The sequence below is a fragment of the Nonomuraea helvata genome (assembly GCF_039535785.1).
In the GTDB taxonomy this organism is placed as follows: domain Bacteria; phylum Actinomycetota; class Actinomycetes; order Streptosporangiales; family Streptosporangiaceae; genus Nonomuraea; species Nonomuraea helvata.
This window is the reverse complement of sequence record NZ_BAAAXV010000001.1, coordinates 3107700-3129123: the sequence shown is the minus strand read 5'-3', so window position 1 is coordinate 3129123 and position 21424 is coordinate 3107700. Positions and strand designations below refer to the sequence as shown.

Annotated in this window: 20 protein-coding genes; 8 read left to right on the top strand and 12 right to left on the bottom strand. The window is 69.3% G+C overall.

All coding sequences use genetic code 11. From position 1 onward, the window contains the following. The first annotated feature begins 164 nt into the window (after nt 1-164). Nucleotides 165-1226 (top strand): 3-deoxy-7-phosphoheptulonate synthase, encoded by a 1062-nt coding sequence (locus ABD830_RS14520; RefSeq protein WP_344987319.1) that lies wholly within the window; start codon nt 165-167, stop codon nt 1224-1226. A gap of 43 nt (nt 1227-1269) precedes the next feature. Here ABD830_RS14520 and ABD830_RS14515 read toward each other — a convergent pair whose 3' ends face one another. The 4 genes from ABD830_RS14515 to ABD830_RS14500 are packed head-to-tail and all read right to left on the bottom strand — an operon-like array spanning nt 1270 to nt 6045. Next, on the bottom strand, nt 1270-3222 hold the full coding sequence (locus ABD830_RS14515; protein ID WP_344987318.1) for a DUF6807 family protein: 1953 nt from the start codon (nt 3220-3222) through the stop codon (nt 1270-1272). Further along, nucleotides 3219-4274 (bottom strand): mandelate racemase/muconate lactonizing enzyme family protein, encoded by a 1056-nt coding sequence (locus ABD830_RS14510; protein ID WP_344987317.1) that lies wholly within the window; start codon nt 4272-4274, stop codon nt 3219-3221. Before ABD830_RS14510 ends, ABD830_RS14515 begins: the two co-directional genes overlap by 4 nt. Next, nucleotides 4271-5143: a 5-dehydro-4-deoxyglucarate dehydratase gene (locus ABD830_RS14505; protein ID WP_344987316.1), complete on the bottom strand. Its 873-nt coding sequence runs from the start codon at nt 5141-5143 to the stop codon at nt 4271-4273. The genes ABD830_RS14510 and ABD830_RS14505 overlap by 4 nt, the downstream gene beginning before the upstream one ends. Then, on the bottom strand, nt 5140-6045 hold the full coding sequence (locus ABD830_RS14500) for an NAD-dependent epimerase/dehydratase family protein (protein ID WP_344987315.1): 906 nt from the start codon (nt 6043-6045) through the stop codon (nt 5140-5142). Before ABD830_RS14500 ends, ABD830_RS14505 begins: the two co-directional genes overlap by 4 nt. Before the next feature lie 180 nt (nt 6046-6225). Here ABD830_RS14500 and ABD830_RS14495 point away from each other — a divergent pair, with 180 nt between their 5' ends. From ABD830_RS14495 to ABD830_RS14470, 6 genes are all read left to right on the top strand, one after another. After that, nucleotides 6226-7179, top strand: a complete 954-nt coding sequence (locus tag ABD830_RS14495; RefSeq protein ID WP_344987314.1) for a LacI family DNA-binding transcriptional regulator — start codon at nt 6226-6228, stop codon at nt 7177-7179. 214 nt (nt 7180-7393) lie between these two features. After that, a complete protein-coding gene (locus ABD830_RS14490; RefSeq protein ID WP_344987313.1) occupies nt 7394-8353 on the top strand; it encodes a carbohydrate ABC transporter permease in 960 nt (319 codons plus the stop codon). After that, complete coding sequence (locus ABD830_RS14485) at nt 8337-9203, top strand: carbohydrate ABC transporter permease (RefSeq protein WP_344987312.1); 867 nt, start codon at nt 8337-8339, stop codon at nt 9201-9203. The genes ABD830_RS14490 and ABD830_RS14485 overlap by 17 nt, the downstream gene beginning before the upstream one ends. A gap of 42 nt (nt 9204-9245) precedes the next feature. Next, nucleotides 9246-10529, top strand: a complete 1284-nt coding sequence (locus ABD830_RS14480; RefSeq protein ID WP_344987310.1) for an ABC transporter substrate-binding protein — start codon at nt 9246-9248, stop codon at nt 10527-10529. A 10-nt stretch (nt 10530-10539) separates the two neighbouring features. Then, the gene (locus ABD830_RS14475) at nt 10540-11820 is read left to right on the top strand and encodes a Gfo/Idh/MocA family protein (protein ID WP_344987309.1); all 1281 of its coding nucleotides are present in this window, start codon (nt 10540-10542) and stop codon (nt 11818-11820) included. After that, nucleotides 11810-12835, top strand: a complete 1026-nt coding sequence (locus ABD830_RS14470) for a dienelactone hydrolase family protein (RefSeq protein WP_344987308.1) — start codon at nt 11810-11812, stop codon at nt 12833-12835. Before ABD830_RS14475 ends, ABD830_RS14470 begins: the two co-directional genes overlap by 11 nt. Nucleotides 12836-12886: 51 nt before the next feature. Here the strand turns inward: ABD830_RS14470 and ABD830_RS14465 are convergent, their stop codons facing one another. The 7 genes from ABD830_RS14465 to ABD830_RS14435 all read right to left on the bottom strand — a co-directional run bounded on the left by ABD830_RS14465 (nt 12887) and on the right by ABD830_RS14435 (nt 19396). Further along, on the bottom strand, nt 12887-14656 hold the full coding sequence (locus ABD830_RS14465) for an ABC transporter substrate-binding protein (protein ID WP_344987306.1): 1770 nt from the start codon (nt 14654-14656) through the stop codon (nt 12887-12889). Between the two features lie 18 nt (nt 14657-14674). Continuing rightward, entirely contained in the window at nt 14675-14950 is a 276-nt protein-coding gene (locus ABD830_RS14460) for a DUF2160 domain-containing protein (RefSeq protein ID WP_344987304.1), read from the bottom strand. Between the two features lie 2 nt (nt 14951-14952). After that, entirely contained in the window at nt 14953-15783 is an 831-nt protein-coding gene (locus tag ABD830_RS14455; RefSeq protein ID WP_344987302.1) for a carbohydrate ABC transporter permease, read from the bottom strand. Nucleotides 15784-15787: 4 nt separating this feature from the next. Continuing rightward, nucleotides 15788-16681, bottom strand: a complete 894-nt coding sequence (locus ABD830_RS14450; RefSeq protein WP_344987300.1) for a carbohydrate ABC transporter permease — start codon at nt 16679-16681, stop codon at nt 15788-15790. Next, a complete protein-coding gene (locus ABD830_RS14445) occupies nt 16678-17772 on the bottom strand; it encodes an ABC transporter ATP-binding protein (RefSeq protein ID WP_344987298.1) in 1095 nt (364 codons plus the stop codon). Before ABD830_RS14445 ends, ABD830_RS14450 begins: the two co-directional genes overlap by 4 nt. Further along, on the bottom strand, nt 17765-18856 hold the full coding sequence (locus ABD830_RS14440; RefSeq protein WP_344987297.1) for an ABC transporter ATP-binding protein: 1092 nt from the start codon (nt 18854-18856) through the stop codon (nt 17765-17767). Before ABD830_RS14440 ends, ABD830_RS14445 begins: the two co-directional genes overlap by 8 nt. Nucleotides 18857-18967: 111 nt before the next feature. Beyond that, nucleotides 18968-19396: a MarR family winged helix-turn-helix transcriptional regulator gene (locus ABD830_RS14435; protein ID WP_344987296.1), complete on the bottom strand. Its 429-nt coding sequence runs from the start codon at nt 19394-19396 to the stop codon at nt 18968-18970. A 65-nt stretch (nt 19397-19461) separates the two neighbouring features. Between ABD830_RS14435 and ABD830_RS14430 the strand changes: the two genes are divergently transcribed. Beyond that, nucleotides 19462-19854 (top strand): VOC family protein, encoded by a 393-nt coding sequence (locus ABD830_RS14430; protein ID WP_344987294.1) that lies wholly within the window; start codon nt 19462-19464, stop codon nt 19852-19854. On the opposite strand, the gene ABD830_RS14425 is transcribed toward ABD830_RS14430, so the two are convergent. After that, nucleotides 19832-21391 (bottom strand): alpha/beta fold hydrolase, encoded by a 1560-nt coding sequence (locus ABD830_RS14425; protein ID WP_344987293.1) that lies wholly within the window; start codon nt 21389-21391, stop codon nt 19832-19834. The genes ABD830_RS14430 and ABD830_RS14425 overlap by 23 nt on opposite strands. Nucleotides 21392-21424 lie beyond the last annotated feature (33 nt).

Sequence of the window (21424 nt, the reverse complement as noted above, 5' to 3'; positions counted from 1 at the left end):
CAGGCTCCGGGTGGGGCCCAGGATCACATGCGCTGATCAACTGTTCATCCGGAGCCAAAGGCAGAGAGACTCGTCTCCTGCCTTTTCGTCATTTAGGCGGTCGGCTCCGGACCTTCGGGCGTGGGCCGTATCGCCGCCCGAGCGCTAGAGAGCAGGCCCACCTCATGACTGTGACCAGGGATCTACGCATCACCTCGTTCGAAGCCCTGTCCGCACCCGCGGAGCTTCGCGCGGAACTCCCGTTGGGGGAGGAGAAAGAGGAGTTCGTCGCGGCGAGCCGTCGTGCCGTCCGCGACATTCTCGCCGGTGACGACGATCGGCTGCTGCTCGTCATCGGACCGTGCTCCGTACACGACCCGGAGGCGGCACTTGACTACGCCCGCCGTCTGGCCGCGGCCACCCGCGGCATGGAGGATGCCCTGTGCGTGGTCATGCGCGTCTACTTCGAGAAGCCGCGGACGACCATCGGCTGGAAAGGGCTGATCAACGACCCGGACATCGACGGCGGCCATGACGTGCGACGAGGTCTGCACCTCGCCCGCACCGTGCTCCTCGACGTGCTCGGCACGGGACTGCCCGTCGGCTGCGAGTTCCTGGAGCCCACCAGCCCGCAGTACATCGCCGACGCCGTCACGTGGGGGGCGATCGGCGCGCGTACACCCGAGAGCCAGGTACACCGGCAGCTCACCTCCGGCCTGTCCATGCCCGTCGGCTTCAAGAACGCCACGGACGGCGACGTGCAGGTGGCCATCGACGGCGTGCACGCCGCCGCCCACCCGCAGGTCTTCTTCGGCATCGACGACGAGGGGCGGGCCGCGGTGGTGAGCACGAAGGGCAATCCGGACTGCCACATCATTCTCCGCGGCGGCCGTGGCGGCCCCAATTACGACGTGGACTCCGTGGGCGACGCCCTCGCGCTGCTGCGGAAGGCCCAGCGGCCGGAGCGTCTGATCGTGGACGCCAGCCACGGCAACAGCGGCAAGGACCACGTACGTCAGGCGGCCGTGGTCAGGGAGCTCGCCGCCCGCATCGCGGAGGGCGAGGAAGGGATCGCCGGTCTGATGGTGGAGAGCTTCATCGTCCCCGGCCGGCAGGAGCCCGGCCCCCGCGAGGGCCTGACGTACGGGCAGAGCATCACCGACTCCTGCGTCGGCTGGGACGAGACGGAGCGCCTGCTCGACGTCCTCGCGGCCGCCGCGCGCTCCCGCAGGGCGTCCAAGAGCTGAGCCACGCGGTGGTGGCGGCTCGGCTCGAGCCGCCACCACCCCGTCATCGCAGCAGGTCGCGGGCGACGGCGGAGGCCGAGGCCGGGTCCAGCCGCCCGTCGATCACGGCGGTGACGACCCGCCTCGTCAGCGTGCTCTCCAGCACCAGCGGCCGGTCCCACGCCAGGGCCTGGCCCACTCCCGGATAGTGCTCCACCCGTACGAACCACGGATCGTCGGCCGTCTGGGCGAAGACCAGCGTCCAGTCGCGGCCCTCGGGCGCGGTGCCCGCCATGGCCACCCACGGGGAACGGCTGCCGTGCACCGCGTGCTCGTCCCCGGGGAGGGTGACCCGGCCGGTGGAGGTTCCCGGCGCGCGCCAGAAGAACCCGCCGTAGCCCGCGCCCTCCCGGCCCTTGGTCGCCGAGCTGTGGATCTCTATGGGCGCGCCGGCGAGGTTCGTCAGCGTGAAGGAGAACTCCAGCGCCCACGCCCCGTCGATGGGCCGGGCGAGCACCGTACGCTCCTCGCGCGCCATCAGCCGCCCGCCGGGGCCCACCCACTCCAGCTGCTCGGCGAAGCCGTCGTCGTCCAGCCGCGGGAACGCCAGGTGCCGCTGCACGCCGTGATCGTCCAGCCAGGTCGGACCCTGGTCCTTGACGTAGGTGCGCCCGCCCCAGAAGTTCGCGCCGCCCAGGTCGGAGATCGCGACTCCGACCCCGAGGTGGTGCACGTGGTCCTCGGGACGCAGCTGGGTGACCTCCACGCCGCCGAGCGTGCGCACCGGGTGCAGGTAGGGCCGGGGCGAGTCGGTGACCGGCAGGTCGGGCCGCCATTCGTAGGAGGCCACCGCCGTGTCGGCGACGCGCAGCTCCACCGTCGTCCACGGCACGTCCAGCTCCGAGTACAGCGCCAGCTCCTCGGCGCTGCGCGCGGTCAGCTCGGCGACGCCCGGCAGGAACCGCTGCGTGACCTCGCCGGACTCGGGATCCCGCTCGACGACCTGGTGCCGCTCCGGGATCGGCGACGGCTCGGGGGCCAGCCGGACCGCGTCCAGCACCTGCGTGAACGACTCCGTGGCGGCGAGCGGCACCAGCAGGTCCGCGCCCGTGCGGAGGTGGTCGATGAGGTTCTCCAGCAGGTCCGTACGCTCGTACACGGTCGTCGTGACCGAGCCGTCCGGGAGCTCGACCTTGAGCTGGTCCTGCGTGTAGACGAGCGTGGCGCGGCCCGCGTCGCCGTGCACGATCAGGTACGGCTCGCTCCTGCCGGTCGCGCAGAGCGTCACCGCGATCGTGATCACGAGACCGTCGTCGAGCCGGATCCGCAGGCAGGACGTGTCGTCCGACTCGATCGGATTCGCGTGGTAGAGCTCGGTCTCGATCTCCGCGATCGGGCCGTCCACCAGGGCCAGGGCGGTCGCGACGGCGTGCGCGAACGGGTTCGTCAGCGCGCCGTCCACCACGTCCACGCCGTCGAGCCGGCGCTTGCCCGCCCAGGTGGACCTGGTGAAGTACGACGAGGGCCGCTCCCAGGCGCCCGCGCCGCCGATGCCGCGCACGCGCCCGATGGCGCCGTCGGCGATCAGCGAGCGGAGCGCCGGGATCGCCGCCGAGCCCAGGGACTGGAAGCCCACCTGGCAGGCGAGCCCCGTCTCCGCCACCGCCGCGGCGATCCGCGCGTGCTCGGAGGGGCTGGCGGCGGGCGGCTTCTCCAGCAGCACGTTCGACCCGGCACGCAGGGCGGTGACCGCGAGGTCGGCGTGCGTGTGGATCGGCGTGCAGATGACCGTGATGTCCGCGCCGGTCTTCGCGAGGAGCTCGCCCAGGTCGGGCGACTGCAGCGGCGAGGCGAAGTCCACCTCGGCGGGCCGCACGTCGCAGATCCCGGCCAGCTCGATCTGCCCCAGATGGGTCAGCCTGCGCAGGTTGCCGAGATGGTGCCGCCCGTGCCCGTGCGCGCCGGCGAGTACGACCTTCACGGGGCCGTTCACTGGGCCGTTCATTGGGCCGTTCATCGGGACCACCTCAGTCCCAGCCCCGCGTGCTCGCTCGCCCGCAGCACCCCGTCGGACACGTTCACCGGGTACGGCTCCTCCAGCAGCCCGAGCGCCGCGAACGACGCGTCCTCCACGTCCTCCGCCATGACCGGCAGCGGCAGGGCCAGCGCGAGCTGGCCGGACACGTCGCTCAGCAGGTGCGGATAGACCGGTACATCGTACGTCCTGGCCAGCTCCACGATCCGCAGGAACGGCGTGATCCCGCCGACCCGCACCACGTTCGGCTGGACGACGTCGCACGCGCCCGCGGCCAGCAGGTCGCGGAACCCGTACGTGGTGTAGACGTTCTCGCCCACCGCCACCGGAACGTCGATGGAGCGCCGCAGCTCCACGTGCGCGGCCACGTCGTCGGCGGGCAGCGGCTCCTCGATCCAGTGCAGCCCGAACTCCCGCAGCGCGGAAATGGCCCGCCTGGCCCGATGCAGGTCCCACCGCTGGTTCGCGTCGATCATCAGCAGCCGGTCGGGCCCGATCACCTCGCGGACGGCGGCCACCCGGGCCACGTCCTCCGCCAGGTCGGGCCGGCCCACCTTGATCTTGACGCCCCGGTACCCGGCCGCCACCCAGCGCCGGACCTGCGCCACCAGCTCCCCCAGCGAGTAGTGCAGGTTGACGCCGCTGCCGTAGACGGGCACCTCGTCGCGCCGCCGCCCCAGCACGTCGGCCAGCCCGCGCTCGCCGCAGCGCAGGTCCCACAGCGCCAGGTCGATCCCGGCCAGCGCGATCGTGGTGATCCCGCCGGGCCCCGCCTCGCGCAGGTGCCGCCAGAGCCGGTCCCACACCACCTCGGGGTGCGCGGGCAGCCCGATCAGCGCCTCACGCAGGTCGTGGTCGAGCAGGGCCTGTACGGCGTGCGCCCCGATCTGCGGCGTCCACGAGAACCCCGTCCCGCTCCGCCCGTCCTTCAGCGTGACCTCGCACACGACCACGTGGTTGGCGGGCACGTCGGCGCCCCAGGGTCGCGGCAGCGGGACCGTTCGCAGCGAGGTACGCAGGTCGGCGATCGTCATGACGCCGCCAGCTCCAGCCCCGTCTTGATCAGCTGCTCCAGCTCCGCCAGGTGCTCCTCGGTCGGCTCGACCAGCGGCGGGCGGACGGCGCCCACGTCCAGGCCGCGCAGCCGTACCCCGGCCTTGACCAGGGCGACCGGGTAGCCGGGTACCTTGCCGCGCAGCCGTACGAGCGGGGCGTAGAACCCGGTGAGCAGCCGCTCGTCACCGTTCAGATAGGCCAGCGCGATCTCCGGCGCGAACGCGAAGACCGCGCTGGAGTACAGCTCCACGCCGATGCCCCGGTAGGCGGGCATGGTCAGCTCGGCCGTCGGCAGCCCGTTGAAGAACAGGAAGTCCGGGTACGTCTCCCGCACCGCCAGAACGATCCGCTGCATCCGGTCGATGTCGCCCACGCCGTCCTTGAGCCCGATCACCCCGGGGAGCCCGGCCAGCTCGACCACGGCCTCCGGCTCCAGCACCACCGAGCCCCGCTGGTAGACGATCACCGGCAGCTCCGCGGCCACCGCCGCCACGTAGGCGGCGAAGCCGTGCCCGGGACCCTGCGCCAGGTACGGCGGCATGAGCAGCAGCCCGTCGGCGCCCGCCTCGCGCGCGGCCCGCGCCTGGGTGAGCGCCGTGCCGAGCGGGCCGCCCGCGCCCGCGAACACCGGCACCCGCCCGCCCACGACCTCGGCCGCCACCCGCACCGCCCGCGCGTGCTCGGCCTCCGACAGCGCGGAGAACTCGCCGGTGCCGCACGCCACGAACACGCCGCCGGGACCGTGCTCCATGCCCTGCCGGATGTGCTCGGCCAGCACCTCCTCGGCGAGCCCGCCGTCGGCGTCGAAGGGGGTCACGGGGAAGAACAGCACACCGCTCAGATTCATTCGCTTTCCTTAAACTCGGTTTCCTTGAGCTCATGGCGCCAGCTCCGCTTGGGCTGCCAGCCGAGCAGGCGCTGTGCCTTGGTCGTCGAGAAAGCGGGGGAGGTGCCGGTGAGCCCGGCCGCGAACGGCTCGGTGCCGGGCACGACCTGGGGCAGCAGGTCGGCGAGCGGCTTCCTGGCCAGCGCGTCCGCGGCGCCGGCGAAGAACACCTCGCCGTTCGGCAGCTCGGGCAGCGCCTCGGCCAGCACGGCGATCAGCTCGGCGGCGTCGCGAGAGTCGATGTAGTTGAACAGCGAGACACCGCCCAGCTCGGGCCGGTCCAGCCGTTCCTTCACGGTGTGCCCCGACTGCGTGGGCGCGCCGGCCCACTCCTCGGGCGGGATGACGAAGCACGGCCGCACCGCGGCCATCTGCGTGGTCCCGGCGAGCGCGAACGCCTTCATGGTCTGCTCGGCGACGACCTTGGACAGGTTGTACGCGTTCCACGGGCGTACCGGGTGCTCTTCGTCGATCGGCAGGTAGGTGGGGGCCCAGCCGCCCGGGGCGCCGTACCCGATGACCGTCGGGCTGCTGGCTACCACCACGCCGCGCACGCCCAGCGCCACGGACGCCTCGCAGACGTTGAACGCGAGCTGCGTGTTGACCTTGTAGATCACGGATTCCGGGTAGCTGAACGGCGTCGCGATGGCGGCCAGGTGGATCACGGACTCGGGCCGGAACCTGGCGATCGCCTCGAACGCCTCGCCCGTGTCCGTGAGGTCGGCCGGTAGGACGGCCGCGGCCTCGGACGGCGTGCCGGGCGCCCGGTCCACGCCGATGACCTCGTGTCCGGCCGCCGCCAGCGTGCTGACCACGCTGCGGCCGAGACGTCCTGCGCTTCCGGTGACGAGGACTCTGCTCACCGTGGGGGGCTCCTTCAAGACTGCAAACAGTTGCACTAAACCTTTGTGTCACCGAGGCCGAGGCGTCAAGTGGTGATTTCGTAGCCCCGGCTGGAGCAGGGTTTTCCCGCTGCAATCGCTCGGCAAGCGCTTTCATGGTACTCAGGGATTCTGCAAGCGGTTGCGTTAGGGTGAGCGACTGTGACAGTGACGATTCGTGATGTGGCCCGGGCCTCCGGGGTGCATGTATCGACCGTGTCGCGGACGTTCTCCGCGCCGCACATGGTGAACGCGGCCACCCGCACCAGGGTGCTGACGGTGGCCGAGGAGCTGGGATACCGCCCCAACCGGGCGGCCAGGGCGCTCACGACCGGCCGCACCCACAACCTCGGCCTGATCGTGGCCGACATCGCCAACCCGTTCTTCCCTCCGTTGATCAAGGCGGCTCACGCGGCGGCCAGGCAGCGCGACTACCACCTGTTCGTGGCCGACACCGACGAGGAGCCGGCCGCCGAGGAGGAGCTGGTGCAGGCGTTCTCCAAACAGGTGGACGGCCTGGTGCTCTGCAGCCCCAGGGCGTCCAACAAGGTGCTCGAACGGCTGGCCGAGCGGGTGCCGTTCGTGGTGATCAACCGGCGGTTGCGCGGCGCCGCCACGGTGCTGATGGACGTCGGCAACGGCGCCAGGCTGGCCGTCGAGCACCTGGCCGGGCTCGGGCACCGCCGTGTGGCGCTGGTGTCGGGGCCGGCCGGCTCGTGGACGAGCTCGGAGATCCGTACGGCCGCCGAACAGGTGCTCGGCGTCGAGCTGGTCGTCATCGGCCCCAACGCGCCCACTGAGCGGGGCGGGTTCGCCGCCGCGGCTCAGGTGCGGGACTCCGGGGCCACCGGCGTGCTCGCCTACAACGACCTGGTGGCGATCGGGCTCATCGAGGGCCTCGGTGAGCTCGGGCTGGGCGTGCCGGAGGACGTCAGCGTGGTGGGGATCGACGACATCGTCTCTGGACGGCTGAACCGCCCCAAGCTCACCACGGTCGCCATGCCGACCGCCGCGGCGGGCAGGCTCGCGGTGGACCTCCTGATCCAGGAGGTCACGGCCACCACCTCGCTGGAGACACACCTGGTCATCAGGGACTCCACCGCGCCACCACGATAGCCCGCCTGCTGCAACCGGTTGTATTAAGCACGCATCGGATTCATCTGACTTCTTCAGCAGGCAGGCGCTCTAGCTGGGCAAACGCCGTAACGATATATCGGTAACGTCTATGTAACGCCTGCAAAGGGTTGACGTAACTTTCCTGCCAGCTATAGGAAAGCGCTATCCATTCAGATCTCGCCGGAAGGTCCGTGAATGACGAATGAGTTCCGTCATGGCTGACTCGGTGGCGGTGAAGACCCGTGAGACGGCCATCCAGCCCCCGCAAGGCGGACGCCGCACCTCGCTACGTGCCCGCCGCGAGGCCCGGGCCGCCTACCTGTTCCTGGCGCCCTGGTTCGTCGGCCTGCTCGTCATCACGATCGGCCCGATCGTCGCCTCGCTCTATCTGTCCTTCACCGACTACAGCCTCCTCAAGGAGGCCAAGTGGGTCGGGCTCGACAACTACGTCAAGATGTTCACCCAGGACGAGAGATTCCTCGCCTCGCTGAAGGTCACCACGGTCTACGTGGTCGTGTCGGTCCCGCTCCAGTTGGCCTTCGCTCTGGGGTTGGCCCTGGTGCTCGACCGGGGGCTGCGCGGGCTGTCGTTCTACCGCTCGATCTTCTACCTGCCCTCGCTGCTGGGTGGCAGCGTCGCGATCGCGATCCTCTGGCGCAAGGTCTTCGGCGCCGACGGTCTGGTCAACGCGGTGCTGTCGATCTTCGGGATCCAGGGTCCAGGCTGGGTCGGCGACCCGGACACCGCGCTCGGGACGCTGATACTCCTGCACGTGTGGACGTTCGGCGCCCCGATGATCATCTTCCTCGCCGGGTTGCGCCAGATCCCCGCCAGCTACTACGAGGCGGCGGCCGTGGACGGCGCCGGAACACTCCGACAGTTCCGCTCGATCACGCTGCCGCTGCTGACGCCGATCATCTTCTTCAACCTCGTGCTCGAGGTCATCAAGTCGTTCCAGTCGTTCACGCAGGCGTTCATCGTGAGCAACGGCAAGGGCGGCCCGGCCGACTCCACCCTCTTCTACACGCTTTACCTCTACCTGAAGGGGTTCAAGAGCTACGACATGGGCTACGCGGCGGCGATGGCGTGGGTCCTGCTGCTCATCATCGCCGCCCTGACCGGAGTGAACTTCCTCGCGTCTAAGTATTGGGTCTTCTATGGCGACACCAAGTAGGCCGGTCCCGGTGCTGTTCCGCCCCCTCAGGGGCGGGCCGGTGGTCAAGCACATCCTGCTGATCGGCTTCGGCCTGGTCATGCTCTATCCGCTGCTCTGGATGATCTCCAGCTCGCTCAAGCCGGAAGAGCTGATCTTCCGTGAGCCGGGACTGTGGCCCAGCCAGGTCACCCTCAAGAACTACAGCGAGGGCTGGAACGCGCTGAAGCACCCCTTCGGCTACTACCTGTGGAACTCCGCGGTGGTCACGGCGATCTCGGTGGTGGCCAACCTGGTGGCCTGCTCGCTGGCGGCCTACGCCTTCGCCCGGCTGAACTTCCCGCTGAAGAAGCTCTGGTTCGCCATCATGCTGGGCACGATCATGCTGCCGCACCACGTGGTGATCGTGCCGCAGTACATCATGTTCTCGAAGCTTGACCTGATCAACACCATCTGGCCACTGGTGATGCCTAAGGTGCTGGCGACAGACGCGTTCTTCGTCTTCCTTATGGTGCAGTTCATCCGTACGCTGCCCAGGGAGCTGGACGAAGCGGCCGAGATCGACGGGGCGGGGTATTGGCGCATCTTCATCAGAGTGGTCATGCCGCTCTGCCTGCCCGCGCTGGCCACCACCGCGATCTTCACGTTCATCTGGACGTGGAACGACTTCCTCAGCCAGCTCCTTTACCTCAACAACCCGGACAACTTCACTGTCCCGGTCGCGCTTCGCACCTTCCTGGACGCCAGCAGCGACTCGCAATGGGGACCCATGTTCGCCATGTCGATCATCGCGCTCGGTCCTATCTTCGGCTTTTTCCTGGCCGGTCAGAAATACCTGATCCGTGGTGTGGCCACCACGGGACTGAAGTAGTTCCTCCACCCCCCGACAAGAAGACCCATAGGAGGTAGAGCCGTGAGCTCTGGCAAGAAGATGTGGTCGGCGGCCCTGCTGGCCACTGCCGTGCTGGCGGTCACCGCGGCCTGCGGCAGCGGCAGCGGCGGCGAAAGCGCTGATGGCAAGATCAAGCTGCGCTTCTCCTATTGGGGCAGCGCGGCACGGCAGCAGATGACCGAAGCGGCGATCAAGAAGTTCGAGGAGAAGAACCCGAACATCGACGTCGAGGGCGAGTTCTCCGACTTCGCCGCCTACTACGAGTCGCTGTCCACCAAGGTCGCGGCCAACGACGCGCCCGACATCATCACCCTCGAGATCCGCGGCCTGCGCGAGTACGCCGACCGCGGCACGCTGGCCGACCTGGCCAGCAAGGTCAACACCGCCGACATCGACGCCAAGGTGCTGACCACCGGGGCCATCGACGGCAAGCAGTACGCCATCCCCACCGGTGTCAACGCCTTCTCCCTGGTCGTCAGCCCGGCCGAGGTGGAGGCCGCGGGGCAGAAGCTCCCGGACGACACCAAGTGGACCTGGGACGACTACGTCACCCTGGCCTCGAAGATCACCGAGAAGAGCGGCGGCAAGATCTACGGCACGCAGCAGAGCTTCAACCCGGCCTACCTGCAGATCTTCGCCGCGCAGAAGGGCGAGCCCTTCTACAACGGCAACAAGATCGGCGTCTCCCCCGAGACGATCAAGGCCTGGTGGGCCACCGCCCAGAACCTGATCAAGACCAAGGGCTCGCCTGACGCCGCCAAGACCGCCGAGATCGGCGCCCAGAGCGTGGACCAGTCGCTGCTGGCCACCGGCACCGGCGGGATGGGCATGTGGTGGAGCAACCAGCTCGGCGGCATCGCCAAGAAGTCGGGCAAGGACGTGGACCTGCTGCGGATGCCGAAGCTTCCTGGAGCCACCACCGGCGGCATGTTCCTGCAGCCGGCGATGTTCTACACCGCCTCGTCGAAGTCCGAGCACGCGGCCGAGGCCGCCAAGTTCATCGACTTCATGATCAACGACCCCGAGGTGGGCGGGATCATCCTCAGCGACCGCGGCCTGCCGGCCAGCTCGAAGGTGCTGGCGGCGGTCAAGGACAAGCTGCCTCCCACGGACAAGAAGACGCTGGACTTCCTCGACAAGGTCAAGGGTGAGCTGGCCGACCCGCCGGCCGCTCCGCCGAAGGGCGCCAGCGCCATGGAGGACATCCTCACGCGGTACTCGGAGGAGGTCCTGTTCGGCAGGATGACCCCCGACGTCGCCGCGCAGAAGTTCATCACCGAGGCCAACGCCTCGATCGCAGGTTAAAAGGAGAGAGATGAAGTACGCGTTCGTCGGGCTCGGGCACCGCGCGCAGATGTACGTCGACGCGCTGCTCGGGGAGTGGCGCGACGCCGGCACCATCGTCGCCCTGTGCGACACGAACCGGACCCGCATGGACTACTACGTCGAGCGGATCGGTGACGAGGTGCCGCGCTTCACGCCAGATGAGTTCGACAAAGTGCTCGAGCTCGCCGACGCGGTCATCGTCACCACCGTCGACGCCACCCACGCCCGGTACGTGTGCGCGGCGCTCGACGCGGGACGGGACGTCATCGTGGAGAAGCCGCTCACCGTCGACGCCGAGGGCTGCGCGGCCATCGCGGAGGCGGCCGAGCGCAGCACCGGCAAGCTGATCGTCACCTTCAACTACCGGTACTCACCGCGCAACTCGGCCGTGCGCCGCCTGCTGCAGGAGGGCGCGATCGGCCGGGTGACGTCCGTGCACTTCGAGTGGACGCTCGACACCATCCACGGCGCCGACTACTTCCGCCGCTGGCACCGCGAGCGGGTCAACTCGGGCGGGCTGCTCGTCCACAAGTCCACCCACCACTTCGACCTGGTCAACTGGTGGCTCGCCGCCGCCCCGCAGACCGTCTTCGCCCAGGCCGACCTGCGCTTCTACGGCTCGGAGAACGCCCGCGAGCGCGGCGTGACCGACCGTCCCACGCGCGGCCAGGGCGCCCCGGGCCTCGGTACGGACCCGTTCATCCTGGACATCTCCAAGGACCCCCGGCTCAAGCGGCTCTACCTGGACGCCGAGCACGAGGACGGCTACATCCGCGACCAGGACGTCTTCGGCGACGGGATCACCATCGACGACACCATGTCGGTGATGGTCCGCTACACCAACGGCGCCGTGCTCACCTACGCGCTCAACGCCTACGCCCCCTTCGAGGGCTACCGGGTGGCGTTCAACGGCACGGCCGGGCGGCTGGAGCTGGAGGTGGTCGAGCGGGCGTGGACCCCGCCGCACGCGGCCGTCGACCCGAGCGCCGCCTCCAAGCAGCACAAGGCCGACGCGTGGGAGAAGCTCACCCTGCACCGCCACTGGAGCGAGCCGGAGGAGGTCCCGATCGAGACCGGGGCCGGCGGGCACGGCGGCGGCGACCGCCTGCTGCTGAACGATGTCTTCCGCGGGCCCGGCGACGACCCGCTGAAGCGGCAGGCCGGCTACCGCGACGGGATCCGCAGCGTGCTGACGGGCCACTCGGCCAACGTCTCGGCCGCCACCGGCGAGCCCGTGCACCTCGTGGACGAAGGCACGCGTGTTCGCTGAGCTGGCCGGCATCACCGCCGCTCAGCTCGGGGTCTACCCGTCTCTGCCGGGGCCCGAGCTGCGCCAGGCCGCGCGTGCCGCCATAGGGGTGCTCGACCTGGCCGCCCAGGAGGTGCGGGTCGAGCGCTCCTGGACGGACGGCGACCTCGACGGGGAGGAGCTCTCCTGGTCGGTGGGGTTCGGGCCGCGTACCCACGCGTACCTGCTGCGCCCTCGGGACGCGGCCGGACCGCTGCCGGGGGTGGTGGCGCTGCACTGCCACGGCGGGATGAAGTGGTTCGGCAAGGAGAAGATCGCCGACGGTCCCTCCGGCCCTTCCCCCGAGATCCAGTGGGTCCGCGACCAGATCTACGGCGGCCGCGCGTACGCGAACGAGCTGGCCCGGCGCGGCTTCGCGGTGCTGGTCCCCGACGTGCTCACCTGGGGCAGCCGCCGCTTCCCCCTCGGCGTGGACGAGCCGGGCCCTTACGACGCGGCGGCCAAGGAGCACGAGCACGTGGTCGCCAAGCACTGCGCCGCGCTCGGCACGTCCTTCGCGGGCGTGGCGGCGGGCGAGGACCTGGCAGCGGCGGCCTACCTCCGGTCGAGGCCCGACGTGGGCCCCGTCGGGTGCGTCGGGCTCTCGGGAGGCGGCCTGCGGGCCGCGCTCCTGGGCGCGTTCGACCCGGACATGCGGGCCGTGGTCGTCGCCGCGATGGTCTCGTCCTTCCGCGACATGCTCGACGGGTACGTCGAGAAGCACACGTGGATGCTCTGGCCGTCGGGGCTGCCGCGCCTCGGCGACTGGCCCGACCTGGTGGCCGCCCGCGCGCCCGAGCCGCTCATGGTGCAGTACGCCCTGCGCGACCACCTGTTCCCCGAGCCGGGCATGCGCCGGGCGAGCGCCATGATCGGGGAGCGGTACCGGGAGGCTCCCGACGCCTACGAGGCGGTGTGGGCAGACGTGCCGCACAGCTTCGGCGTGCCCATGCAGGAGCGGGCCTTCGACTGGCTGGCCCGTCAACTGAAGGACTAGGAGAGACGGCCGCCGCCCGGTCCTGCCCCGGGCGGCGGCGCTTTTAGAAGGTCAGTTACCCGACTTCCACGTGGCGATCAGTTTGTCGTAGTCGAGCGTCTCGGGCTTGCCGCGCTCGTCGGCCAGCTTCGGCGCGGGCGCGCCCGGCTGGTCGAACCAGTACTGGGCGGGGCGCTCGGGGTTCAGCTTCGGCGCGCAGTTGCCGCCGTAACCGCGCCGCTCCAGCCGGGCCAGGATCTCGTCCTGCTGCTTGGCCAGGTTGTCCATGGACTGCTGGGCCGTCGTCTCGCCGGTCACCGCGGTGGCCACGTTCTGCCACCAGAGCTGGGCGAGCTTGGGATAGTCGGGCACGTTGGTCCCGGTCGGGGTCCACTGCTTGCGGGCCGGCGAGGCGTAGAACTCGATGAGCCCGCCGTACTTCTTGGAGTTGTCCGAGAAGTAGTCGCTCCTGATGTCGGAGTCGCGGATGAACGTCAGGCCCTTGATCGACTTCTTCAGCGACACCGACTTCGAGGTGACGAACTGCGCGTACAGCCAGGCCGCCGCCCTGCGGTCCTGCGGCGTGTTCCGCAGCAGCGTCCACGAGCCGGCGTCCTGGTAGCCGAGCTTGTTGCCCTGCTTCCAGTACGCGCCGTGCGGGCTCGGTGCGATGCGCCACTTGGGCGTGCCGTCGCTGTTGACGACCGGCAGCCCCGGCTTGGTCATGTCGGCCGTGAACGAGGTGTACCAGAAGATCTGCTGGGCGATGTTGCCCTGTGCCGGCACCGGGCCCGCCTCGCTGAAGTTCATGCCCGCGGCCTCCCTCGGGGCGTACTTCTTGAGCCAGTCCACGTACTTCTGGAGCGCGTAGACCGACGCGGGGCCGTTGACGTCGCCGCCGCGGGTGACCGACGAGCCGACCGGGCGGCAGTTCTCGACCCTGATGCCCCATTCGTCCACCGGCAGGCCGTTGGGGATGCCGGGGTCGCCGTTGCCCGCCATGGACAGCCAGGCGTCGGTGAAGCGCCAGCCCAGCGACGGGTCCTTCCTGCCGTAGTCCATGTGGCCGTAGACCTTCTTGCCGTCCATGGTCCCGTTGCCGTTGACCTTGTTGGTGAAGAAGTCGGCGATGTCCTCGTACGCCGCCCAGTTGACCGGGACGCCCAGGTCGTACCCGTACGCGTCCTTGAACTGCTTCTTGATCTTCGGATCGGTGAACCAGTCGTAGCGGAACCAGTACAGGTTCGCGAACTGCTGGTCGGGGAGCTGGTAGATCTTCTTGTCGGGCCCGGTGGTGAAGCTGATGCCGATGAAGTCGTCCAGGTCGAGCGTGGGGGAGGTGACGTTCTTGCCCTCGCCCGCCATGTAGTCGGACAGCGGGAAGACGTAGTTGCCGCGGGAGTGGGTGCCGATGAGGTCGGAGTCGTTGACGTACGCGTCGTAGATGTTCTGGTTGCCCTGGATCTGGGTCTGGAGCTTCTCGATGACGTCACCCTCCTGGATCAGATCATGCTTGATCTTGATCCCGGTGATCTCGGTGAACGCCTTGGCCAGCGTCTGGGACTCGTACTCGTGGGTGGTGATCGTCTCGGAGACCACGTTGATCTGCATGCCCCGGTAGGGCGCCGCGGCCTTGATGAACCAGTCCATCTCCGCCAACTGCTGGTCCTTGGACAGGGTGCTCGGCGTGAACTCCTCCGTCACCCACCGCTGCGCCGCGGCCTTGCCGTCGGACTCCTTGAAATCGCTCGTGGGCTTCTTCTCGCCCTGCGTGCAGCCGGCCACTATCAGGACGAGCGCGGCCAGACCTACCGCCGCGGACCTGCCTGCCCGATGCCTCATCGGTTGGCTCCTTATCTGTTAGCCCCATATCCCGATCACGACCGCCACCAGCAGCGCGCAGCCGAGCGCGAGCCACATGGACAGGTCGGTGACAGCTATCCAGCCCGCCAGCACGACGGCGGCGCTGATCAGGCCGATGTAGAGCCGGTCGCCGCGATCGGTCTCGATGCGCAGGAAACCCCGCCTGGCCACGGGAGGGGAGACGCGTGCCCAGACCGCCATCACGACCAGCAGCAGGGCCACTCCGGCGAAGACGAGGGCCGTGGGGACGGTCCAGACCATCCACTCGAGCATCCCTAGACCCTCCCCATGGTGAAGCCCTTGGCGATGTAGTTGCGGACGAACCAGATGACGATCGCGCCCGGGACGATGGTGAGCACTCCCGCTGTGGCCAGCAGGCCCCAGTCCACCCCGGCCGCGCTCACCGTCCTGGTCATGGTGGCGGCGATCGGCTTGGCGTTCACCGAGGTGATGGTCCTGGCGATCAACAGCTCGACCCAGCTGAACATGAAGCAGAAGAAGAGCGTGACGCCGATCGCGGAGCGGATCATCGGCAGGAATATGCGGATGAAGAAACGCGGCAGCGAATAGCCGTCGATCGCGGCCGTCTCGTCGATTTCCCGGGGGATTCCCGACATGAATCCCTCGAGTATCCACACGGCCAGCGGGACGTTGAAGAGCATGTGCGCTATGGCGACGCCGAGGTGCGTGTCGAAGAGCCCGACGCTCTGGTAAATCTGGAAGAACGGCAGCAGGAACACCGCCGGCGGCGCCATGCGGTTGGTCAGCAGCCAGAAGAACAGGTGCTTGTCCCCGGCGAAACGGAACCGCGAGAACGCGTACGCCGCCGGCAGCGCCACGACGAGCGACATCACGGCGTTCATCGAGGTGTAGACGATGGAGTTCAGATAGCTCGAATACCAGGAGGAGTCGGAGAAGAAAGTCGCGTAGTTGTCGAACGTCACGCGCTGCGGAATGAGGGAGAAGCTGCCGAGGATGTCCTCGTTCGGCCGGATCGACATGAGGAACATCCACAGCACCGGCAGCATCAGCGTCGCCACGTACAGCCAGAAGACCGTCCGGGCCCAGGGCAGCCGCCGCCCCGCGCCCCTGCTCAAAGCGGCCATCAGGTCACCTCCCCGACCTGGTCAGCACGGTGAAGAAGACGTAGCAGAGGATCTGCACGATCAGGAAGTAGAGCAGCGAGAACGCGCCCGCCGGGCCCAGGTCGAACTGCCCGACAGCGATCTTCGACAGCAGGATGCTGAGGAACGACGTCGCGTTCCCCGGCCCGCCGCCCGTCACCACGAACGGCTCGGTGTAGATCATGAAGCTGTCCATGAACCTGAGCAGGATCGCGATCGTCAGCACCCCGCGCAGCCTGGGCAGCTGGATGTGGCGGAACGTGGCCCACGCGGAGGCGCCGTCGATCTGCGCGGCCCGGAAGTACGGCTCGGGGATCGAGCGCAGCCCCGCGTACGCCAGCAGGACCACCAGCGGCGTCCAGTGCCAGACGTCCATGAGCAGCACCGTGACCCAGGCGTCCGTGGAGTCCAGCGTGTAGTTGAAGTTGACGCCCAGGACGTTGTTGATCGCCCAGCCGCCCAGGCCGATGTCGCCGCGGGCGAAGATCTGCCAGATCGTGCCCACCACGTTCCACGGGATGAGCAGCGGCAGCGCCACCAGCACCAGCGCCACCGACACCCACACGCCGCGGCGCGGCATGCACACCGCGATCGCCACCCCCAGGGGGATCTCCAGCAGCAGCACCTGGGCCGAGAAGAGCAGGGTGCGCACGAACGCCGAGCGCACCTCGGGGTCGCGCGAGATCGACCGGAACCACTCCAGGCCGACGAAGATGCGGTCGCTCGGGCTGAAGACGTCCTGGACGGAGAAGTTGACCACGGTCATGAGCGGGATCACGGCGGTGAACGCCACCGACACGACCACCGGCAGCACCAGCAGCCAGGCCCGGTTGCTCTTGCGCTTGAGGTCCGCCCGCGGCTCCTCCTGGACCTCGGTCACGTGGTGCCCCTTCCGTTCAGCGGCGCGAGCGAGCCGCACCTGACCTGGTCGCGGAACAGGAACGTGCGATCCGCGGGGAAGTGCAGGAACTCCGTCGACTCCGGCGTGTACGGCGAACCCGCCTCGGTCTTGGCGGTCACGGTGTGCTCGCCGACCAGGGTGTGCACCAGGTCGTAGGCCCCCATGCGGTCGATCCCGGTCACTCTGGCCGCCACGCCCGGCGACCGGCGGTCACCGTTGATCAGCACGAACTCGGGGCGCACGCCGATCCGGACCGGCCCGGGCGGCAGGTCGCCCTCGGCCAGGCCCACGTCCGACTCGCCGACGCGCACGACGCCGTCGGCGATCTCGGCGGGCAGCATGTTCATACCGGGGGAGCCGATGAAGTGCCCCACGAACTCGTGCGCCGGCGACAGGAACAGCTCGGCCGGCTCGCCCGCCTGCACGATGGCCCCGTCGTTGACCACCACGACCTCGTCGGCGAACGTCAGCGCCTCGGTCTGGTCGTGCGTGACGTAGATCAGCGTGTGGCCCGTGTCGCGGTGGATCTCCTTGAGCTTGCTCCGCAGCGTCCACTTCAGCGCCGGGTCGACCACGGTGAGCGGCTCGTCCAGCAGCACCGCCGCCACCTGGGAGCGCACCAGGCCGCGGCCCAGGCTGACGATCTGCTGGCGGCCCGGGTCCAGGCGGCGTGACCTGCGGCGGAGCACGTCCTCCAGACCCAGGAGCCGGGCGACCTGGCGGACGCGCTCGTCGACGTCCTTCGCCGGATATTTCCGGTTACGGAGGGGGAAGGCCAGATTGTCGTATACCGACATCTCCTCGTACAGGACCGGGAACTGGAAGACCTGCGCGATGTTGCGGCCCGCGGTGGGCACGTCGGTGACGTCGCGGTCGTCGAAGAAGATCCGGCCCACCGTGGGGGTGATCAGGCCGGAGATGATGTTCAGGAGTGTGGTCTTGCCGCAGCCGCTCGGGCCCAGCAGCGCGTACGCCCTGGAGCTCTGCCAGGTCCAGGTCATCGGTTTGAGCGCCCACGTCCGGCCCCCGTCGTAGCTGTGGCCCACGCCTTCCAGCCGGATGTCAGCCATGCAGGTCGACCTCCGCGGCGCTGGTGGCGAGCAGGCGGCCGCCGTCCTCGTCGAAGACCAGGACGTGTGCCGGGTTCACGTACGTGACCGTGCTCTCTCCCGGGGTGAAGAGCTGGGCGCCCGGCAGGTGGGCGACCAGGTGGACCTGCCCTTGCAGGAGCAGGTGCAGGAACGTCGCGCTGCCCGTCACCTCGGCCAGCCTGATCTCGGCGGGCAGCTCCAGCGCGCCGGGGCCGCCCCGTTCGAGGCTCACCTGGTGGGGGCGTACGCCGAGCACGACGTTGCGCCCGGACGCGTGCGCGTGGGGTGCGGGGAAGGAGGTGCCGAGGCAGTCGATCCTGCCGTCGCGTACGACGCCGGGCAGCAGGTTGAGCGGCGGGTCGCTGAGCGTCGCCGCGACGGCCAGCGTGGGCGGGTGGGCGTACATCTCGGCCACGTCGCCGACGTGCTGGACCCGGCCCTCGCCCAGGACCACGGTCGGCGCGGCGAACGTGAGCGCCTCGTTCGGGTCGGCGGTGGAGTAGAGGACGACGCCGGGGGAGCTCGCGAACATGCTCTTCAGGTCGGCGCGTAACTGCTCGCGGAGCTTGAAGTCGAGGTTGGCGAGGGGCTCGTCGAGCAGCAGCACGTCCACGGGACGGGCCAGCGCCCGGGCGATGGCGGTGCGCTGCTGCTGGCCGCCTGACAGCTCGGCGGGCCTGCGGTCGAGGAACGCCGCGATGCCCATGAGCTCGGCCACCTCGCGCACCCGCCGGTCGATCCCGTCACGGCGGAACCTCGGGTCGAGGCGGAGGGGAGAGGCGATGTTCTCGTAGACGGTCAGTGATGGGTAATTGATGAATTGCTGGTAGACGAAGGCGACCGAGCGTTTTCGCACCGAAATGGCGGTGACGTCTTTTCCGTCGACCAGGACGCGGCCCGAATCCGGGGGTAACAATCCGGCGACGACGCGCATCAATGTCGTCTTTCCGGCGGTCATCGGGCCGATCAGAGTGGTCATTCCATTGGATAATTCCAGGCGAACGTCGTCAAGCCAGGTCTCCCCGCGCCGCCGTACGAAGACGCCATCGAGAATCAGCGTCACTGTGCCGGTCCTCTCTGCTCGCCTCCATCTAACATGATCTGCAACTGTGTGCAAAGAGGGTATGTGGGGTAGAAGTGAACAATGTGACGGCTGGGTTAATGACAACTTTTGTTAGTTTGTGAAGACCTTCGCCACCAGCTCGTGCAGCTGCTTCCGCTCGTCCGCCGTCAGCGGCGCCAGCGTCTCCCGCTCCACGCGCTCGATCACGGCCAGTGCGCGGTCCAGTGCGTCGCGCCCCGCGGGCGTCAGCGAGATCCGGTAGCGCCGCCGGTCGGCCGGGTCGCGGTCACGCTCGGCCAGCCCCTCGTCCATCAGGTCGTCCATCAGGCGCACCATGTCGCTCGGGTCGAGCCCGAGCCGGCCGCCCAGCTCGCGCTGGGCGGCGGCCCCGAAGTCGGCCAGCGTGGCCAGCACGGCGAACTCCCACAGGCTGAGCCCGGTCTCGTCCGCCAGCCGGGCCCCGATGGCGCGGCGGCTGCCGACTCCGACCTTGTGCAGCACGAAGGTGGTGGTGGCGAGGAGGGTGGGTGGCAGGTCCATGCCTGGTAAGTGTAGGTTGACACCAATCATTGGTAGTCACCCACTAATTCTCGAGGAGAATCCCGATGGACGCCCTCTACCCCCGCCTGCTGGTGCGCGACTTCCCCGCCTGTTCCGCGTTCTACCAGGCCGTGCTCCGTGAACTGCTCGGCGTAGAGCCGGTGCGGGTCCTGCCCGGCTACGCCAGCTGGGACATCGAGGGGCAGACCGGGCTGGCCCTGTTCGCCCGGGACAGGATCGCCGAGGCCGTCGGCACTGCGGACCTGCCCCAGGCCGCTCAGGTCACGGCAATGCTGGTCATGAAGGTGGACGACGTGGACAAGGCGGCCGACTGCCTCGCCCGTCACGGCGCCACGGTCGCCGCCCCGCCCCAGGACCGTCCGGACTGGGCGCCGACCCTGCGCACCGCGCACCTCCGTGACCCGGAGGGCAACCTCATCGAGGTGCAGTCATACTGAGCTCAGCACGGTCGGGCAGCTCGGTCGAGGTCGGCACCGGCACACCGGGGCAGGTGGCGGTGACCCGTCCGGTCTCGAAGTAGCCGACCACCTTCGCCAGGCAGCCCGGCACCCTGAGGGCGGAGCCGTGCACGTCGTCGTCGACGGTCACCACGTGCCCGCCGACGGCCTTCCTCGTCTCCAGTGTCCACTCGTACGGTGACGGGCTCTCGTGCAGGTGCCCCGACAGCACCAGCGAGCCGCCGGACCGCAGACGCGTGGTCTGCACGGGCAGCGGCCATCCGGCGCACGCGGGGAAGAACGCGGTGGCCTCGCCGGTCACCGGGTAGCGCGCGAGGCGCTCGCGGTAGGCGTTCCAGGCCGAGTCGAACGTACGCGCGCCCTGGTCCTCGTTGCAGAAGAACGCGCCATTGGCCGTCTGGTTGTGCCGCTCGGGCACGCCGGCGGGCGTGGGCGGCGGCCGGTCACCGAAGAGCCTCTTGATCGTCGGAGGCGCGGTGGGGCCGGTGGCGCCCACCAGCTCCTTCAGCACCTGGGCGACCTCCGGCCAGCCAGGGCTCGGCTGGCCCGCCGCCTCCGCGATCATCCGGCCGGTCACCGTGAGGTCGATGTCCGTGAAGGTCACGGGCTTGGCGTCGTACGCCTTGCGCAGCTCGGTCAGCGCCGACACCACCTGGGCCTTCGTCGTGCCGAACCCGTACACGTCGTCCCGGTCGGCGATCCACTTGGCCATCCGCTGGAAGTCGCGGTCGGTCGCCATCGCGCGGACCTCCGTGAAGACGTCCATCTTGGGCACGGGCAGCGCCACGCTGTCCAGCCACATGCGGTGCACCTTGGTGGGGAACAGGCTGCGCAGGACCGTGCCGAGCCAGGTCCCCCACGAGACGCCGAGGAAGCTGATCTTCGATTCACCGAGCGCGGCGCGGACGCGGTCTATGTCGCGGGCCACGTTGGCGGTCGTGAGCTGGCCGATGAAGCCGGGGTCCGACTGGCCGCAGGCCTGGTTGTCCTTGACCACCTGGTCGTAGACCTTCCTGGCCAGCTCCTCGCTGACGGGCCCCGCCGGCTCCGGCCCCTGCTTGCCGCCGGCGCACCTGACCTTCGTGCTGTAACCGACTCCGCGGGGGTCGAAGCCGATCAGGTCGTAGCGGGCGTTCAGCTTCGCTTCGGTCATGGTGAGCTCGATCGGCATCAGGTAGCCGCTGCCGCCCGGGCCTCCCGGGTTGACCGCCAGGCTGCCCAGGCGGTGTTCCTGGTCGGCGGCCTTGAGCCTGGTCAGGGCGATGGTGATCTGCTTTCCACCGGGGTCGGCGTAGTTCTGGGGGACGGTGAGCGTGCCGCACTCCGTCCTGCCGAACAGCTTCCTGAACTCGGGGAGCCGCTGGTCGTCGAGGCCCATCCAGTGCAGCACGTCGTCGGAGTAGGCCGGGCATTCCTGCCAGGCGATGGCGGGCCGCTCGGCGGCCGCGGATGCGAGTGTGGCCGCGGGTGCGGGCGCGGCCAGCAGGCCGAGCGTGAGCAGAGTCCGTAAGATCATGCCCCTCAGGCTCGCTCCGGCCCGGTCCGGTCA

Bases quoted from the DNA above. Each gene is read 5' to 3' on its own strand.
- ABD830_RS14520 (WP_344987319.1), top strand. From the start codon at position 165: ATGACTGTGACCAGGGATCTACGCATCACCTCGTTCGAAGCCCTGTCC.
- ABD830_RS14515 (WP_344987318.1), bottom strand. From the start codon at position 3,222: ATGAACGGCCCAATGAACGGCCCAGTGAACGGCCCCGTGAAGGTCGTA.
- ABD830_RS14510 (WP_344987317.1), bottom strand. From the start codon at position 4,274: ATGACGATCGCCGACCTGCGTACCTCGCTGCGAACGGTCCCGCTGCCG.
- ABD830_RS14505 (WP_344987316.1), bottom strand. From the start codon at position 5,143: ATGAATCTGAGCGGTGTGCTGTTCTTCCCCGTGACCCCCTTCGACGCC.
- ABD830_RS14490 (WP_344987313.1), top strand. From the start codon at position 7,394: ATGGCTGACTCGGTGGCGGTGAAGACCCGTGAGACGGCCATCCAGCCC.
- ABD830_RS14485 (WP_344987312.1), top strand. From the start codon at position 8,337: ATGGCGACACCAAGTAGGCCGGTCCCGGTGCTGTTCCGCCCCCTCAGG.
- ABD830_RS14475 (WP_344987309.1), top strand. From the start codon at position 10,540: ATGAAGTACGCGTTCGTCGGGCTCGGGCACCGCGCGCAGATGTACGTC.
- ABD830_RS14465 (WP_344987306.1), bottom strand. From the start codon at position 14,656: ATGAGGCATCGGGCAGGCAGGTCCGCGGCGGTAGGTCTGGCCGCGCTC.
- ABD830_RS14460 (WP_344987304.1), bottom strand. From the start codon at position 14,950: ATGCTCGAGTGGATGGTCTGGACCGTCCCCACGGCCCTCGTCTTCGCC.
- ABD830_RS14455 (WP_344987302.1), bottom strand. From the start codon at position 15,783: ATGGCCGCTTTGAGCAGGGGCGCGGGGCGGCGGCTGCCCTGGGCCCGG.
- ABD830_RS14445 (WP_344987298.1), bottom strand. From the start codon at position 17,772: ATGGCTGACATCCGGCTGGAAGGCGTGGGCCACAGCTACGACGGGGGC.
- ABD830_RS14435 (WP_344987296.1), bottom strand. From the start codon at position 19,396: ATGGACCTGCCACCCACCCTCCTCGCCACCACCACCTTCGTGCTGCAC.
- ABD830_RS14430 (WP_344987294.1), top strand. From the start codon at position 19,462: ATGGACGCCCTCTACCCCCGCCTGCTGGTGCGCGACTTCCCCGCCTGT.
- ABD830_RS14425 (WP_344987293.1), bottom strand. From the start codon at position 21,391: ATGATCTTACGGACTCTGCTCACGCTCGGCCTGCTGGCCGCGCCCGCA.